Origin of the sequence: Flavobacterium adhaerens (assembly GCF_040045115.1) — a bacterium.
Lineage (GTDB): Bacteria > Bacteroidota > Bacteroidia > Flavobacteriales > Flavobacteriaceae > Flavobacterium > Flavobacterium adhaerens.
This window is the reverse complement of the sequence record NZ_JBDLZX010000012.1, coordinates 48653-66745: the sequence shown is the minus strand read 5'-3', so window position 1 is coordinate 66745 and position 18093 is coordinate 48653. Positions and strand designations below refer to the sequence as shown.

Here is an 18093-nt window from a genome sequence, read left to right as displayed (position 1 = left end):
TGTTGAATGCTAATAAAGAAAAACAATGAAAAAATATTTAAAAACCTTTTGGGCATTTGCCTTTACATTCAGCTTTGCAGTATTGGCTTTTGCGCAGGACAGTGTTAGAACGACACTTAGCTTAGGCAAAATAGAACCGTACAGTATCGAAGTTACCTATGATAAAACTTCGCACCTGATTTTTCCGACCGCTATCCGTTATGTGGATTTGGGCAGTGAATACTTGATTGCAGGGAAAGCAGATGAGGCGGAAAATGTGCTTCGCGTAAAAGCTTCGGTAAAGAATTTTGAACCAGAAACCAACTTCTCAGTAATTACGGACGACAGACATTTTTACTGTTTTAATGTGTGTTACAGTTCCTCTCCCGAGGCATTAAGTTATAACCTGTACACAAGGAAGGAAATAGTAGAAGGTGATAACAGGAATGAGGTACTTTTTGATGCATTAGGAAATAATCCTCCTTCTTTGACGAGCTTGTGGATGGAAACTATTTACAGCAAGAATGAGTCTGTTATTAAACATATTAAAGCCAAGAGATTCGGCATCGAATTTATGTTAAAGGGTATTTATATTTACAGGGATAAATATTATTTTCATACAGAAGTAAAGAACAGTACCAATGTTCCTTTTCAGATTGATTATATCAAGTTCAAGGTTGTAGATAAAAAGACGGCCAAGCGTACTGTGCTCCAAGAGAGACCCGTGATACCGCTAAGAGATTATAAGCCTCTGGCAGCTATTGGTGGTAATAGGACTGACCAAAACGTTTTTTTGCTAGACCAGTTTACCCTTTCAGAAGACAAGATTTTGCTGATTGAGATTTTTGAAAAAAATGGTGGTAGGAATCAAATGCTTCGGGTAAAAAATTCCGATTTAATTAAAGCCCGCTTAATAAATGAAATGCAGCTTTAATTATTGAAATTGGATTTTAAAGAATTAAAAAAGAAAAGCCGTCGTTCTAGTAGAAACGATGGCTTTTTTAATCATTAATAATAATGAGGTCTATAAAGTGCCCTCATCTGCGAAAGAGTAGTAGGATTCAGGAGTGATAATAAGCGAATCCAAAAGTGCAATATCAAGCAGTTTTCCCGCTTCTTTTACTTTTTTGGTTATACAATTGTCAGCTTCTGAGTATTTAAGCTGACCAGAAGGATGGTTATGAATTATCATTAGAGCTGTAGCATTTGCTTTTAGGGCTGCTGCGAAAATAAGGCGTAAATCGGCAACGGTACCAGTAATACCTCCGGAGGAAAGCTCATATATTCCAAGTGCTTTATTGGCTTGATTAAGCAGTAATACTTTGAATTGCTCAAAGAATTCAATTTTGTTAGAATCCCAAGTTGATAAAACCAGTTTGTATGCATCACGGGAGCATTTGATTTGTGGTCTTTCAGAAGCTTTTACTTTTGTTTTGTAGATAAGTTCGATTTCCGATACGCTTTGCCAGTTTTGATTTTGTGTTTCCATGATTTCCAGTATTTAAGATTAATTATGGAACAGCAATGGGGCTGTGGCGAGCAAGCGCAAAAAGCAACGCAATAAAGTGAGGATACAATCCTCGCATTTATGGGGGAATTTTTTGCAAGCGCCCTGCAGTCACAGCCCTAACTTTGTGACGACAAATTAATTATAGCATGCGATTATACTGTTAAAAGTTTTAATTCAAAGTGTTTGTAATCTAAAAAAAATTGGAAGGAATTATTTCAATTGGTTGTTAGGTTGTAAATTCGTGTGTAGTTGATTGTCTAATTTTAATCAATTAAAACCATTTCCATAATTGGGTGAATGGTGAGTGAATAGTTTATTTGATAGGAGAAGGAATCAGTATCAAGATGGATATAAGTTTGTGTTGTTTTATAATTACATCCTAATTCTTAAAGGGTCATGTGAAAATAAAGAAAGCCTAAAGAAATGATTTTTGGCTATATCAGATAGCCCACAATATAAATTGTAACCTTTTTGATAAAATGGAACAAACGGACATTTTTGTCAAATAGGTTGCTCCTAATTAATCGCAAAAAGTCGTCCCGACCATCGGAAGGGTTGACTTTTTGCGCGCCGACTTTTATGGGATGGGTACTAAAATCTTTCAAATTTTGGAAGAATCCCTGTAAGGTATCAACCCATTACGAAACAAACCCAATAATAGGGAGAATCCCATTTGTTCCAATGATGAATTGATAAATATATCTCGTTTTTCTAATGCTTCGGCAAGGGAGTAACTTAGCGTGTCGTCTTGCTCTTCGGGCTGTTTCAGTAGTTGGCCAAATTCCTAGGTAACAAATAGCTGTTGTTTTGTAAGGTTACCTCCATTAAAAGCGGTAGCCTATATTTTTTAATTAAGGTTTAAAATTCCCGCTCCGTCTGTTTCAAAAGAAGTACACAGATCAAATGCTTTTTGCGATTTCATTTGTGCTGTTCCACCCATTACAATACTCTGCAATTTGGCTTCATCGTTTTTGTAATTGCGTACATTTTGATAGTAGCCTGTCACAGCATTGTACGCCCCGAACAATGTACCTTTGGTGGTGTCCATTTGTTGGGTGTCGCTTGTCATAGCGTAGGCAAAGGCATCTTCGACGGTGTTTTTAAACACGGTGGAAACTTCATCTTCAGCCCCCTTTTTAAGTAAATCCAATGTTTCTTTGTTCGGGCAAAGAGCCAACTGGATTAGCTTTCTTATTTCCCTATCTGTCACCTTTACTTTTGTCCATTCATTGAAAATACTTTCTAACTGAGTACTTAGCATATTTGCCAATCCCATAACCTTGTGCGCGTCGTCCAAACGTTGTTTTGCTCCCGAGGTATGTTTGATACGTACCACATTGCTCATATTACGAAGCGAAGCGTTAAGGGTATTTTGACATACGATACGAATAGGAGTAAAAGCGGCTGTAATGCTTCCGCTTCCATCGTGTGAGGTGGTTAAGAAAATGTACTTTTCCGTTACATCATCGCCATTGCCAACACGGATATAATTAGGTAGTTTTGCCGTGATAAATATGCGTTCGCCATTGCCCAACGCTCCTGCTGTTTCATATAAAATACCTTCATTACCACCTACAATAGCATCAAAGAAATTGAACGCTTCACGGTTTTGTACAATGTGATAATCCTTACCTACAACTCCCAATACTGCATTGTTATCGGTACGTATGTTAGCGTAATAGTTAGGTACATTCAATTCGCTGTTGCCTATCTCAATACCGTTTGCGGTTTCGATAATGCCAGAACCTTTTGTGTATAGCGAACTTTTAGCGACTTCATAGTCTAATCCTGCGTGTATTATAGCTTCTTCGCTTGTTGGGTATTGTTGTACGATTTGGCCTAAGCCATGCCATGCTTTTTGTTGTACGCTAAAGAAAGAATAATGTCCTGTTTGCTCGTTGAAATTGATATTATGTGCCATGATAAATGATTTTAAAGGTTAAAAAATGTTTGATGTTATTTGTTAAAATGGGAGGTCGTCCTTTGGTTGTTCCAGAGGTATTGTGTTGTTTTGTGTTTCTGTCGAATTTTCAACCAATTCCGATTTCTTAATACTGCCATGGAGTTTAATTTGGGAGGTATTGAAATTCAGGCTCGCTTTTATTTCTCCGTTAGAGGCTGTCCAAGCCTTTGCAGTTACCCTGCCATGGAGTTCGACAATTGCGCCTTTGGTTAGTATCTTGGCTACATTGGGAGAAATCCAATAAGAGCAGTCAAAATAGGTGGTTTGCTCGATGCGTTCGCCTTGTTTGTTGCGATAGCTGTCATTAACGGCTACTGAAAAGTTTACTACTTGTTTTTCCTGTGCGGTCGTACGTACTTGTGCATCCCTTGTCAGTCTTCCTGTAATGTTCATGATTTCTGCTTTTTTAGTGAATAATTTTTGATTTTATATTTATTCGGCAATGACGAGGTGGTGCTGTTTTGTTTCATCATTACCGTTTTCAATATTTTATTTTTCATTGCTGACATTTTTTTTATTCGTTTAAAGAGTCAGTGTATGCTATGTTTCGTTTCATGAGCATAAAAAGGTTAGTGTTTAGCAATAGCAAGGTTTTGTTAAAAAAATACAACCCGGAAGGGTGGAGATTTTTTGGCAAATCCACAGGACCTGGCCTTGCTATTGCGTTAAGAACACGGAGTTACCTTTGCTCTTGAAATGGGACAAAAGCATACAGGTCTTGAAATACAAAGAGTAAAGGGAAGCAAAGAAGAAGAGAAGGTGAAATGGTTCTATTGATATGAAAAATTTCAACAATATTGCATAATCTATCAAGATCGATGTTTAATTTTTTGATAGAGCTACTGTTTATAGGGTTATTGATTATACATCAGATGTGGCTATGTTATAATATGGTTGGTAGTGATGTAATTGATTTAATCAATTAAAATTAGTGAACAAGATGAAAACCTCTGTCTCTGCCAATCCTCTTCTAGCGGAACCACTGTATTTGAAAGGTTATATTGAGCGTCTTGGTACAGGAACAGCTGATATAATGAGAATTGCAAAATAAAATAATCTTCCAGAACCAAATTTCGAGCAACAAAAAGAGTTTAAAACAATCCTCTTTAGACCTAGTGCCGCAGAAGTATAGTAATATTTCTGTAGAAATGAGAAATCTGTTGGAAGTAATGGAGAGTGGAAAGAGTAGGAAAGAAATTCAAGAAGCAGAGGAATTAGAGCACGAAGGTAATTTTAGAGAAAATTATTTGGAGCTGGCTTTGGTTGCTGAAGTGATTAAAATGAAGTATTCTGACAGTCATAATTATCCAAAACAAAGATATTTAGTAACAAAAAATGGAGGAGAGATAAAAATAAAATAGAGTCTATTTGTTGTTTTTTTTTTGGAGTTAAGTTGTTGTATAGATTATTAAATTTTGTTTTTATTGTCTGTTTGACTGCATTGGATACGTTGAGAGATTTAATAAATAAAAAAGAAGAAATTAAACAGCATCAGATATAAAAGATTTGTAAAAGCCATAATTTAGGTGATATTTTAATTTTCAATAAAATTAGCAGCACCTTCGGTCTTAAGAGAATTAAGCAATTAAGTTGCGTGGATGCACAATAGCCTTCTTAATGTGTACATATCAAAACTCATAACAATATGTTAAAGGCTTTTTTGTGGAGTCGCTGGCAATGGATTATATTTTATTATATTTTTTTAAAGTAAAAGAGTTTTAGAAAATAGCCTTAAAAACTTTCTTTATTAAAAATAGAAGGCTAATTAAAGCCAAAAAAGGCCATTCAATGCCTTAGAATAATTGTTGGTTTGTTGTTGAATTACTTTTGTTATTGATTCTAATGATATAAAATTGAAATAAAATTATGCGATGAATGAGATTGTAACGAAAGAAGATTTAAGACAGTTTGGTTTGCAATTATTGGATAACGTGCGAATTATAATTCGAGAGATTAATTTTGAAAGAAAAGATTCAATACATCCTGAATGGATCAAAACCAAGTCAGTTAGAAAACTTTTGGATATATCTGCTGGGTCGGTACAGACTCTAAGAATAACCCAGAAAGTTCGCTTTAGGAAAGTGCTTGGTTCATATTACTATAATAGAGAAGATCTAGAAAAACTTTTTAAAGATGAGCAAAAAAAATAGTTCTGATGGAAAAAGGATAATGGAATGTTTGTCAAATTATATGAATGATCCAAAACTGAGTATTTGGCATCTTGCCATTTTAACCGCAATTCTAGGATTGGGGTATAAGCAGGGGCAGAGGAGGAGGATAACGGTGAGTAGAAGCAAGATTATGGAGTTATCCCATGTGAACACACTGCCAACTTATCATAAGTATTTTAAACAGCTTCAGGATTTAGGATATTTAAAGTATAAGCCATCCTATCATCCAGGTTACAAAAGTGAAGTGAAACTTTGTAAAAAGAGGTAATCCCAAATATTTGAGATTGCCTCTTTTTTATTTATGATAAAAATAAAAAAAAATCATTTGATACAGACTGTAGATTAATTATATTTGTCAATGAATTACAATTGTCAAAAATCACTTAAATAAGTTTTTTAGAAGCACTTTAAAAGTGTGGCAGAATTGTGGAATAACGGTTTTGAAATTGCTGAAAATATAGAGTTGGTACGGATTTAACCGATAAGGTTCGAATCCTTCTGCGTTCACAAAGTGGCTAAAATAGCTAAAAAATAAAGTGCACATACAGGTCGTAAGCCCAAGTATAGTGCGCTTTTTTTATTTTTTAACTTTTTATTTTAATCATATGAATACTGTTCCAGAAAGGATTTTTGACACACTCGTTGACACAAACAAAATCTTTGTGTCAAATAAATTTAAATAGTTTCTTGTAAAACAAATTAGTTTGTTGTGTTTTTGTAATTTGCTAATCAAAGGAGTATGTATGAAAAAAATATTTTTGATTTGTGTTTTTATCTTTTTTTCTTGTAGAAAAGAGGGTAATTTAATTTATAAATTTCAAGGGAAATATGGTCCTGATGTTGCAACTTTGAATCTTGTTGAAACTGATGATAAATTCTATGGTACTTATGAAGTGTTTTATGGAGGAAATGAAAAAGTAAAAGATTCTGGGAAAATTAGCGGAGAAAAAATAGGTGATACTTTGAAAGGGAAATTAACTTATGTTTCTTATGGAGGTGATGAAAAAACGAAACCTTTTATTTTGTTGAAATCGGGTAAAAATTACAAAGTTGGTAATGGTCGGATTTCTATTTTATTAGGAATTCCTTATTATTTGCCAAATACAATTAAATTTGATAATAGTTTTATTTTGAAACCAGTAAACAATAATTGATTTCTTAAATCATGATAAAATTTTTAATTTGAAATCAAAAGGGCTTTCCGAAAAGTACGGATAGCCTTTTTTTATTTAGAACCAAAACAATAATATCGATTGGTGAAAAATGTAAATGAATTTTAGTTTTATCACAGTTTTTGAGTTAGAACGTGATAATACCATATTGTCTTTTATAAGGTTTTGATGTGTTGCTTATTCTTTATTTATATGATAAATTATAATTTATATGATAAATTATAGTTTATAAATCATCTAATTATCAGTGATTTGATAATAAAAAGATAGTCTAAAAAGACTGGGATTGTCTAATTTTATTTAGTAAATTTACAATTAAGCATAAAAAAAATAGTAATAATTTTTAAACATATCAAATTATGAAAGCAGCTGTAGTTAAAGAATTTGGTGTTCCTTTGGAAGTTATCGAGGTGGAAAAACCAAAAATTGAACCAGGAAAAATTATTGTTAAAATTGAAGCTTGTGGAGTGTGTCATACCGATTTGCATGCAGCACATGGAGATTGGCCAGTCAAACCCACACTGCCATTTATTCCAGGGCATGAAGGCGTGGGTTTTGTGGATGAAATTGGCGAAGGCGTGACGTCGGTAAAGGTTGGTGATCGTGTAGGTGTGCCTTGGTTGTACACTGCTTGTGGTCATTGTAAATACTGTAAGAGTGGTTGGGAAACACTTTGTAAGGAACAAGAAAATACAGGTTATAGCGTAAATGGTGGTTTTGCAGAATATGTTTTAGCAGACCCAAATTACGTAGGTAAAATCCCAGATAATTTAGGTTTTGAAGAAGTTGCTCCAATTTTGTGTGCAGGGGTTACCGTTTATAAAGGTCTTAAAGAAACTGAGGTAAAACCAGGGCAATATGTGGTGATTTCAGGTATTGGAGGGTTAGGACACTTGGCAGTTCAATATGCTATTGCTATGGGAATGATTGTTATTGCTGTTGATATTGATGATAATAAGTTAAAATTAGCAAAATCATTAGGAGCATCGATTACGATTAACGCAAAAACGGAAGATCCAGTTGAAAAGTTGGCATCTCTTGGTGGTGCTGAAGGTGTTTTGATAACTGCTGTAGGAACTTCATCATTTGCACAAGGACTTGGTATGCTGGCAAGAAAAGGAACGATGAGTTTGGTTGGATTACCACCAGGTGATTTTCCGCTTCCTATTTTTGATACGGTTTTATCTAGAAAAACAATTAGAGGTTCTATTGTAGGTACACGATTAGACTTAGAAGAGGCACTACAGTTTGCTGCTGATCGAAAAGTTAAAACGCATTATACTATGGATAAAATTGAAAACATCAATGCTATTTTTGAAAAAATGGAGAAAGGACAAATTGAAGGGCGTATTGTGATTTCGATTTAATAGGTGCTTAAAAAGCTTAGAGTTGAATATTTATAAGATAGTGTGACAAAACGCACAGAGTTTTTCTTAAAGTTAAATTAGTTTTGTTCGTAAAAATTAGTTTAAAATAACTTCCTAAAGATTTTTTTTGTAGAAAAATGTATTTCAAGCAATTAAAGGTTTTTAACGAAGGGAATTTTACTAGTTGTTAGTACCTACGATAAATAATTTTAAGTAAAGGAATGTCGGATATTAAAAAAGAAACACTGCTTGAAGCGCAATTTTTGAAGTATCGCAAAAACATAATCGGAATTAATACGGATTGTGAATTTATTTATGGACGAAAGAATATTGTTTATGCAGACTGGGTTGCCAGCGGCAGACTTTATGGTCCAATAGAGGATGTTATGCGTGATACAATAGGGCCAATGATTGCAAATCCTCATTCTTTTTCGAGTGAAACAGGTAAAGCATCTACCTATTGTTATAATCATGCAAGAACATTGATAAAAAAACATGTAAATGCCAACAACGATGATGTGTTGGTAACTACAGGTACTGGTATGACTGCAGCTTTATCTAAGCTGCAGCGTATTATGGGGTTACGTTCTGGGAATTCTCAAATTCTTAAAAATGAGAATTCCGATGAACGTCCAGTGGTATTTATTACCCATATGGAGCACCATTCAAATCAAGTGCCTTGGTATGAAACTATTGCTGATGTTGTTATTTTGCCAGCAGACGAAAATAATTTGGTTAGCCCTTTAATTTTAGAAAAAGAGCTAGAAAAATATTCCAAAAGAAACTTGAAAATAGGATCTTTTACAGCATGTTCTAATGTTACTGGAATTATTACTCCCTATCATCAATTGGCAAAAATAATGCACCAAAATGGAGGTTATTGTTTTGTTGATTTTGCAGCTTCAGCTCCTTACGAAAAAATCGACATGCATCCCAATGATTTGGAAATGCAATTAGATGCAATTTTCTTTTCGCCACATAAATTTTTAGGAGGACCAGGTACTTGTGGGATTTTGGTGTTTAATAAAAAATTATACAATGCAGATTTTCCTGATAATCCAGGTGGAGGTAATGTAAAATGTACAGATCCTTGGGGAGGTTTCTATTATAATGATTCGTTGGAAGTTAAAGAAGATGGAGGTACTCCTGGTTTTTTACAAGTGATAAGAACTGCTTTATGTTTGGGATTAAAAGATCAAATGGGGGTGGAGAATATCAAGAAAAGAGAAAAAGAACTACTTGAAATATGCTTTTCGGAATTTGAAAAAATTACAGAAATATCTATTTTAGGAGATCTTGAAAGTGAAAGGATAGGATGTGTTTCATTTGTGGTAGAGGGAATTCATTATAATTTAATAGTAAGATTGTTGAATGATTATTATGGAATTCAAGTAAGAGGAGGTTGGTCGTGTGCAAGTACTTATGCACATAATCTTTTTGGAATAAACAAAGAGAAGTCTAAGGAAATTACATGTGGGATCCTTGCTAAAGATTTGAAGATCAAGCCAGGTTGGGTTCGATTGTCATTGCATCCAACGATGACAAATGAAGAGCTTTTGTATATATGTGACGCTGTAAAGAGTGTTATTCAAAATATTGAGGAATTGGTGATGTCTTACAAATATAATCCAGAAACAAATGAATTTGAAAATCAGCTCGTGCAAGAAACAATTGAGAATGATGTTAAACATTGGTTCGATCTGAAGTAATTTATAAAAAGATAGTTATCAAAACATATTTGAAAGAGCCGCCTATTGGTGGCTCTTTGTTTATATAAAATCAATACATAAATTTAGATGTATCTAAATGTTTTCAACGTAGAGGTGTGTATTTTTATTTTGTTTTTTGAAATTTAGCAATCTTTTTTAATTGAATTTCAAGAATTTCTTTGTTAAACTTTTTTGTTTTAAGGCTTGTTTTTGCTTGGATTTTACGCTAATGTGTATTGTGTATTTTTTGTGTAATTGGTGTTTTTGTTTGTGTATTTTTATATTTTTAAGAATTAAAATATAATAATGTATATATTTGAGAAAAAAATATTTCAAATTTATATAGTAAGTAATGATAAATATTAGGTTCTTATTTCTATTTTTTATTTCCTTTATTACTATTTCTTATTCACAATCAAGATTTGATAATTTCCAGTTTCGATCTATAAAAGAGGGAATGTCAAAAAGAGGGGTTTGGTCTATTACTCAAGACCAAAAAGGATACATTTGGCTTGGTACAAATGGCGCTGGATTGTATAGGTATGATGGCTCAAATTACGTCGTCTATGAATCTGATTGGAACGATTCTAAATCTATAAATAGTAATCTGGTTTATACCACTTATGTAGATTCGCAAAATAGATTGTGGGTCGGTACCGAAGAAGGATTGTGTTTGTATGACCGAGACTTAAATAAATTTGAGACTATAGATTTAAAAAGTATTCTCAAGATTAAAAAAACCGACATGGCAACGGTTAGAAGTCTTATTGAGGATAATGATGATAATTTACTCGTAGGAACAGAGCAATATGGTCTTTTGAAGTTAAACTTAAAAACGTTTAAAGTAACCACAGTAAAAACAAATTTTTCGTTGGCAGGAGAACTATTCGTTAGGAGTTTTGCAAAAAATAAAAAAGGAAAAGTTCTTGTTGCTACTAATATTGGTTTGCTCAATTTTGATAAAAAGCAAGATGTTTTAAAACAAGTAAACTTTGTTGATAGTAATCAAACCAATTCAAAACTTACGATCTCATTAGAATCATTGTTTTATGAAACGAATGGGAATCTATGGGTAGGTACCACTCATGAGGGTTTGATTAAGGTTGTTGAAGATGCTAATGGCTTTCATAAAAAGTTTTATACTATTACGAACAAGAGAATATTTTCTATTGTTGCTATTGATGCTGAAAATATTTTTTGCGCCACAGAAAACGATGGTCTGTTTTTGATTAATAATTCAGGAAAAGTAATTAAGAAATATGTACCCAATAAGTTTGAAAAAAATGGATTAAAATCTAATTCAATTTGGTCTTTACTAAAAGATAGAGACAATAGGATTTGGCTGGGGTATTATAATAAAGGAGTTTGTGTTTTTGATAAATTATCCGGGCAATTTAACGCTATCGAAAGTTTTGCCAATAATTCAAATTCTTTGCAAACGAATTCTGTGACTTGTATAGCTAAAGACGCTAGTGGGAAACTTTGGATAAGTATGGAAGGAGGCGGAATCGATATTTTTAATCCTAAAACTAAAATTTTTCAGCACATAAACACTTCTTCTGGTTCTGTTATTTCTGGTTTAAAGAGTAATAATGTGCAAGAATTATTTTTTGATAGTAATCAAAATTTATGGGTAGGTGTATGGAATGAGGGGATTTTTTTCCTAAAAAAAGGATCTAAAAACTTTGTAAATTATAACACAGGAAATACAAAGGGATTGAGTTCTGATAGAGTTTTGAGTTTTACTGAAGATTCAAAAGGAAATGTTTGGATTGCCACATTTTTAAATGGATTAAGTTATTATGATCCATCAAAGAATATAATTTTTAGGTGTGATTCAAAACCGTTTAAAGAACATTTACTGACTTCTGCATTTGTGCGTAAAATTATAGTAGATTCTGATGATAATATCTGGGTTGGAACGACAAAGGGGCTTTATAAGGTTCGTAAAAATGGTGATTCTTTTTCGGTAACTTCTTTGAGAGATGAGATGGCAAAGGTTTTGAATACCAATAGTACGCATACTATTCTTTCAATTTATGAATCCCAAAACAAATTAATTTGGATAGGAACTGACGGCTCAGGGCTTTTTAATTATAATAAGAAAACAAAAAAGATTTCTTGGTTTAATGGGCCTCAATCGGTACAAGAAAAATCAGTATGTGCTATTGTTGAAGATAATAATGGTGCGATTTGGGTGAGTGGTAGGTCTGGAATTACAAAAATTGATTTGAAAAACAATAAATTTTACAATTTTAATACAGAAGATGGGTTATTGGCTAATGAGTTTAATAATAATTCGGTATTGAAAGATGATAATGGAATTATTTATTTTGGAAACTTAGAAGGAATAAATTATTTCGATCCTAATCAAATGTCAAAAAGTACAAAACAACCATTGTTGTACTTTAATGATTTAAAAATTTTCAACACTTCTGTAGTTCCGAGAGGCGAAAATTCGCCATTAAGTAAAGCTATTTCTGAAACAAAAAAAATTACACTAAATCACGATCAATCGGTATTTACGATAGAGTATATCGGAATTAATTATTCGTATCCTGGTAAAAATGAATACGCCTATTATCTAGAAGGTTTTGATGAATCTTGGAACTATGTTGGAAATGTTCGTACAGCAACTTATACAAATTTGGCTCCGGGCGATTATGTTTTTAAAGTAAAATCAGCTAATAGAGGAGGGGTGTGGAGTGAAAAACCATTGGAGTTAGAAATTACAGTTTTAGCTCCTTGGTGGAAAACAGACTTGGCTTATCTTATATATTGGGTTATTTTTGGATTAGCGACTTATTATACTATTGTGTATTATCAAAATAGATTTAAGGCTAAACAGGCTATTAGTTTTGAAAGAGAAAAAAGAATTCAAATTGAAAAATTGAATAATAAAAAACTTCAATTTTTTACCAATATTTCTCATGAGTTTAGAACACCTTTAACATTGATAATAAATCCACTAGAAGATCTTTTAAAAAATAATTCGTATGATTTAAAACAAGAAGTCTTGGATAAGTTGAATGTGATTCATAAAAGTTCTGATCGTTTGTCGAGATTGATAAATGAGTTGATGGATTTTAGAAAATTGCAATTCAATCAAGTGCAATTACAAGTGCAAGAAATTGATGTTATAAGTTTTACAAAAGATATTTTGAGTCACTTTGACGAGGAGGCAACTTTTCGAAAAATTGAGTTAACTTTTTCGTCTCCTTTAGAAAAATTACTTGATTGGGTAGATCCTAAAATGTTAGAAAAAATAATATTCAATATTGTTTCTAATGCTTTCAAAGTAACTCCTGATTATGGTCGTATAAAGGTTAAAATAAAAGAAAATAATAAACTAGTGTATTTTCCTTTGATAAATATCGATAAAGAAGTCAAAAGTTATGAGATTTCTATTGAAGATACTGGCTCAGGATTAGACAAAAAGAAGTTAAAAAAGATTTTCGAACGTTTTTATCAAGTAAATAATCTTAATAAAACATATTATGGTAGCACAGGTATTGGTTTGGAGGTTGTAAAAGAGTTTATTGAATTAAACAGAGGTAAGATTGAAGTCGATAGCGTTTTAGGTGAGGGGACAGTCTTTAGAGTAATTCTTCCATTAGGAAAAGATTTTTTTGCAACCGAAGAGTTTGCTAAAGATATTTTTAAATCTGAAACGAAGAAGAGAAATAGTTTTAAGCCAATAGAGGTATTAGAGTCCAAAAAGGAAATGGCAACTGCAGAGGAAAAAAACGACAAGCTTCATACGGTTTTAATTGTTGAAGACAATTCGGATTTAAGGAGCTATTTAAAAGAAGTATTAAAGAAAGATTATAGAGTTATTGTTGCCGAAAATGGTCAAAAAGGATATGACTTGGCGGTTCAAAAATTGCCAGATCTGATTTTAACAGACGTAATTATGCCAGTTATGGATGGGTTGGAAATGTGTAAGAAAATAAAAAGTAATATAAAAACCAGCCATATTCCATTATTGATGTTGTCAGCAAAAGCTTTGGTAAAAGATCGTTTAGAGGGGATAGATTCAGGGGCTGATTTGTATTTGAGTAAGCCTTTTGAATTAGAAATTTTAAAATCAAGTTTAGCGCAGCTGATTACAAGCAGGCAAATTATTTTTAATAAATTCTATGAGGGAATTAGTAAAAAAGCAGAACTCAAAACCACTACTTTGGATAATGATTTTATGCAAAAAATATTAAATTATATTCATGAACATATTAGTGAACCTGAACTAAGTGTTGAAACATTGGCCTCGATTGTGTTTTTAAGCCGAAGTCAATTGTATCGAAAAATAAAAACGCTCACAGGTGTTTCTGTAAATGAGTTTATTAGAAATGTTAGGCTTGAAAAAGCAAAACAATTAATAGAATTAGGAAGTCATAATATCAATGAAATCAGTTATAAAGTAGGTTTTTCTTCTTCTTCGTATTTTACTAAATGTTTTAAGGCTAAATATGGACACTTACCAACCGAAGATGAAAAAGTAGAATAGTATTTTAGATTCCCACTTTTTTTAGTATAAAACTCCAATTGTTTAGAAGTTGTTTCTGAACAATTGGAGTTTTTTTTTGTGTTTGATTTTTGAACATTTTTGTTGTGAATAATACTGTAGAAATCCTACTGTAACAAATCTTTCTTTTGAGGAGGTTTTAGTTTTTCTTAAAATTTTAATTATAAGAAACATCTTCTTTTAAAAAACCTATGCTTATTTCTGTTATGTAAAAATCTTCAAAAAATTAACGTTTTTAATTTGTTTAATGAAATTTAATGTTAAAAAAAATTAGCATATCAAAATTTCGAAATATATAGTTAATTAATTAAAACCCTCTGATTTTTAAGGTGTTTTGGTGTTTTTTGCAACATTTGTATTGTATTATGCTTCATTTGTTTTATAAATACTACAGCAAAACAAGATAAATTTGTTAAAGTTTTTATAAAAATAATTGTAAATAATCCTTATTTGTAAAGAAGAAAATTCTTTAGTAAAAATTGTATGTTTTTTTAAGAGCTCGCTATTAATGCGCAACCGATTTCATTTTTAATTAAGACACTATTTATACAGATAACCAAAAATAATTATTAACTAAAAAAAAACAAATGAATAGAAGAAACTTAACCGAATGACACATTTAAGATCTAACGAATTTTAAATAAATCTAATAACCAAACTTTAAAAAAAATAACTAAACAAATTATGAAAGTAAAAACAAAATTAGCAATTATAGCACTGCTATTTTTTTGTGCACAAGCTGTCTTTTCTCAGACCAAGACTGTACAAGGTGTTGTTTCTGACAATACAGGTATGCCATTGGGAGGTGTAAGTGTTGCTGTAGAGGGAACTTCTAATAGTACAATTACAGATTTTGATGGTAAATATGTAATTAGCAATGTTACTTCAAGCGATAAATTAATATTTACCTATATAGGTATGATAACTCAAGTGGTTAGTGTTGGGGATAACACTTCGCTGAATATCAATTTAAAAGAAAGTTCACAAGATCTAAAAGAAGTTGTGGTTGTAGCCTATGGTACACAAAACAGAGCCAAAGTAACAGGAGCAGTTGCAGTTGTAAATTCAAAAGATATAGTTGCAGTGCCAATTACTAATGCGGAATCAGCTTTGCAAGGTAGAGCTGCTGGGGTTACAGTGGTAAATGGAGCTCCAGGATCCAACCCAACTGTAAGTATTCGTGGTCTATCTACTATGGGAAATAGTGCTCCTTTATATGTAATTGATGGAGTTTTAACAGGTAATTTATCTGGATTAAGCCCAAATGATATTGAATCTATGTCTGTTTTAAAAGATGCTTCTACTACGGCTTTGTACGGATCTAAAGCTTTTAACGGAGTTGTGGTAGTTACCACAAAAAAAGGGAAAAAAGGACCAGGGCAATTAACATTTAGTTCTTATCTAGGATCGCAAACCGTTACTAAACGATATGATGTTTTAAATACTCAACAGTATCTTCAATACGCTAAAGATTTAGGAAGCGATTTAACGGCAAGAGCTGCTGAATTTGGTAATATCAATACTAATTGGCAAGACGAAATTTTTCAGACTGGTCTTATGCAAGATTATAATTTGAGTTTTTCAAGCGGAACGGAGACTTCAACAAGCCGTTATTCTGCTGAATATTTAAAGCAAGAAGGAGCTGTTATTAGTACAGGTTTCGAACGTTACTCTTTCAGAAGTAATAATACACAAAAAGTTGGTAAATTAAATCTAGGTAGCAGTATTGGATTGTCTTTTAATGAAATAAATCCTGAGCGTAGTGGAGGAGGAAGAACTCTATTAGAGCATGCTATCAAAATGGCACCTTATTTACCTGTTTATAATGAAAATAATTTAGGTGGTTATCAAGGTCCAACGGCAGCCGATGGTCAAGATGCAGAAAACCCTGTTCGTGTAGCCAATTTAGGATTTCAAAAAATTAATACATTATCTATAATCGGAAACATTTTTGCTGAATTAGAATTATATAAAGGATTAAAATTTAGATCACAAGTTTCATTAGATTATTACACTACCAAGGATCATACATTTGTTCCAAGTTTTAGTGATGGTTCATCCAATCAAGGATTTTCAACAACTGCCGAGACCAATTCTCAAGGACAAACAATTGTAATTGATAATAGCTTGACTTATAAAACAACTATTGCTGATAAGCATAATTTGGAAGTTTTGGGAGTTATTTCTCAAATTCAAAGTAAAAATCAAAGTGTTATAGCAAGCAGTCGTTATTATGTTTCTAATGAAATAGATCAGTTAAGTCTTCAAGATGCAAACTTAAGTTCTAATAATTATGAGGCTAATAATTTGGCATACATTGCACGTCTTAATTATGATTATGATGACAGATATATATTTGCAGGATCTTTCCGTAGAGATGCGTCTTCTCGTTTTGGTTCAAATTATCGTTGGGGTAATTTCTATTCTATCGCTTTAGGTTGGAACATAGCAAAGGAAAGTTTTATGGAAGATTCTGTATTTAGTACTTTAAAACTTAGAGCGAGTACAGGTACAACAGGGAATGATAGAATTGCTGATTATCAGTATAGTGCAACTTTGGCTTCGAATTATTATTATCCAATTAATGGGGCAGCTGCTGGCGGTGTTACTTCTGGAACAGCTGCAAACCCAGATTTGAAATGGGAAGCTAAACAAGATAATAACTTTGGTTTAGATTTTGGTTTGTTTGACGAAAAAATCACTGGTTCATTTGAGTATTTTAACAACAAAGCTAATGATATTCTATTTGCTGTACCACTACCTGCATCTGTAGGTTCTCCAGCGGGAACCCAAATGCAGAACATAGCTGATATGAAAATTAGTGGTTATGAATTTACATTAGGATACAATGATAGAGAAGGCGATTTTACTTGGTCGGCATTTGCAAATTTTGGTACTAATAAAAATGAAGTTACAGCTTTAGCTCCAGGTGTTTCAAGTGTGTTAGGAGGTCCAGTTCCAAGAGCTGGTTTAGAGAATTTTTCAATGTTAGAAGTAGGTCAACCATTATTCTATTTCTACGGATATGAGACTAATGGTATTTATCAAAATCAGGCTGAAGTTGATGCAGCTCTAGGTACTGGTCAAACAGCTGTACAGCCAGGAGATATCCGATTTGTAGATCGTAATGGGGATAAAGTGATTAATTCACAGGATAAAACAAATATTGGTAATCCTTATCCTGATTTTACTTACGGTTTAAATCTTTCTGCAGGGTATAAAAATTTCGACTTCAACTGTTTTATATCGGGAGTTCAAGGTAATGATGTTTTCAATGCTAATATTTTTGATTTGCAAGGGATGCAACGTTTGTTCAATGCTGGGACTGAGGTATTGGATAGAAGTATTGTAACAAATGGAGTGGTAACTAATTCTTCTTCAATTCCAAGGGCATTAGGAAACGGTACAAACTGGAGTTCTGCTAGTCAGAGATATATAGAAGATGGTTCTTATACAAGATTAAAAAATGTTACTATAGGATATACTTTTTCAGGAAATGAATTCAATAAATATTTTTCAAAATTGAGATTCTATTTAAGCGGACAAAATCTTGTTACAATAACAGATTATTCTGGTTTAGATCCTGAAATTGCTCGTACAGATGCTAATGCAGCTAATTCTGCTGGTATCGATTTGGGAAGATATCCACAACCAAAATCAGTAATTTTTGGACTTGAAGTTACATTTTAATTTATAAAAA

The 18093-nt window shown here is 32.5% G+C and carries 11 protein-coding genes; 8 read left to right on the top strand and 3 right to left on the bottom strand.

Annotated elements, in window-relative coordinates:
• Window positions 1–25: 25 nt before the first annotated feature.
• On the top strand, window positions 26–913 hold the full coding sequence (gene traN, locus ABEB18_RS14885) for a conjugative transposon protein TraN (protein WP_348800111.1): 888 nt from the start codon (window positions 26–28) through the stop codon (window positions 911–913).
• A gap of 90 nt (window positions 914–1003) precedes the next feature.
• Here the strand turns inward: traN and ABEB18_RS14880 are convergent, their stop codons facing one another.
• The 3 genes from ABEB18_RS14880 to ABEB18_RS14865 all read right to left on the bottom strand — a co-directional run bounded on the left by ABEB18_RS14880 (window position 1004) and on the right by ABEB18_RS14865 (window position 3845).
• Window positions 1004–1468: a JAB domain-containing protein gene (locus ABEB18_RS14880; RefSeq protein ID WP_348800110.1), complete on the bottom strand. Its 465-nt coding sequence runs from the start codon at window positions 1466–1468 to the stop codon at window positions 1004–1006.
• An 868-nt stretch (window positions 1469–2336) separates the two neighbouring features.
• Entirely contained in the window at window positions 2337–3410 is a 1074-nt protein-coding gene (locus tag ABEB18_RS14870) for a DUF932 domain-containing protein (RefSeq protein WP_348800109.1), read from the bottom strand.
• A gap of 42 nt (window positions 3411–3452) precedes the next feature.
• The gene (locus ABEB18_RS14865; protein WP_348800108.1) at window positions 3453–3845 is read right to left on the bottom strand and encodes a single-stranded DNA-binding protein; all 393 of its coding nucleotides are present in this window, start codon (window positions 3843–3845) and stop codon (window positions 3453–3455) included.
• 755 nt (window positions 3846–4600) lie between these two features.
• Between ABEB18_RS14865 and ABEB18_RS14860 the strand changes: the two genes are divergently transcribed.
• The 7 genes from ABEB18_RS14860 (at window position 4601) to ABEB18_RS14830 (ending at window position 18083) form a co-directional block, all read left to right on the top strand.
• Complete coding sequence (locus tag ABEB18_RS14860; RefSeq protein ID WP_348800107.1) at window positions 4601–4813, top strand: Fic family protein; 213 nt, start codon at window positions 4601–4603, stop codon at window positions 4811–4813.
• 510 nt (window positions 4814–5323) lie between these two features.
• Complete coding sequence (locus ABEB18_RS14855; RefSeq protein ID WP_348800106.1) at window positions 5324–5602, top strand: DNA-binding protein; 279 nt, start codon at window positions 5324–5326, stop codon at window positions 5600–5602.
• 764 nt (window positions 5603–6366) lie between these two features.
• Window positions 6367–6777, top strand: a complete 411-nt coding sequence (locus ABEB18_RS14850; RefSeq protein ID WP_348800105.1) for a hypothetical protein — start codon at window positions 6367–6369, stop codon at window positions 6775–6777.
• A gap of 377 nt (window positions 6778–7154) precedes the next feature.
• Window positions 7155–8162: an alcohol dehydrogenase AdhP gene (gene adhP / locus ABEB18_RS14845; RefSeq protein WP_348800104.1), complete on the top strand. Its 1008-nt coding sequence runs from the start codon at window positions 7155–7157 to the stop codon at window positions 8160–8162.
• A 221-nt stretch (window positions 8163–8383) separates the two neighbouring features.
• A complete protein-coding gene (locus ABEB18_RS14840) occupies window positions 8384–9871 on the top strand; it encodes an aminotransferase class V-fold PLP-dependent enzyme (protein ID WP_348800103.1) in 1488 nt (495 codons plus the stop codon).
• Window positions 9872–10328: 457 nt separating this feature from the next.
• Window positions 10329–14375, top strand: coding sequence for a hybrid sensor histidine kinase/response regulator transcription factor (locus ABEB18_RS14835; protein WP_348800102.1), 4047 nt, complete (start codon window positions 10329–10331; stop codon window positions 14373–14375).
• Between the two features lie 702 nt (window positions 14376–15077).
• A complete protein-coding gene (locus tag ABEB18_RS14830) occupies window positions 15078–18083 on the top strand; it encodes a SusC/RagA family TonB-linked outer membrane protein (RefSeq protein ID WP_348800101.1) in 3006 nt (1001 codons plus the stop codon).
• Window positions 18084–18093: the final 10 nt, after the last annotated feature.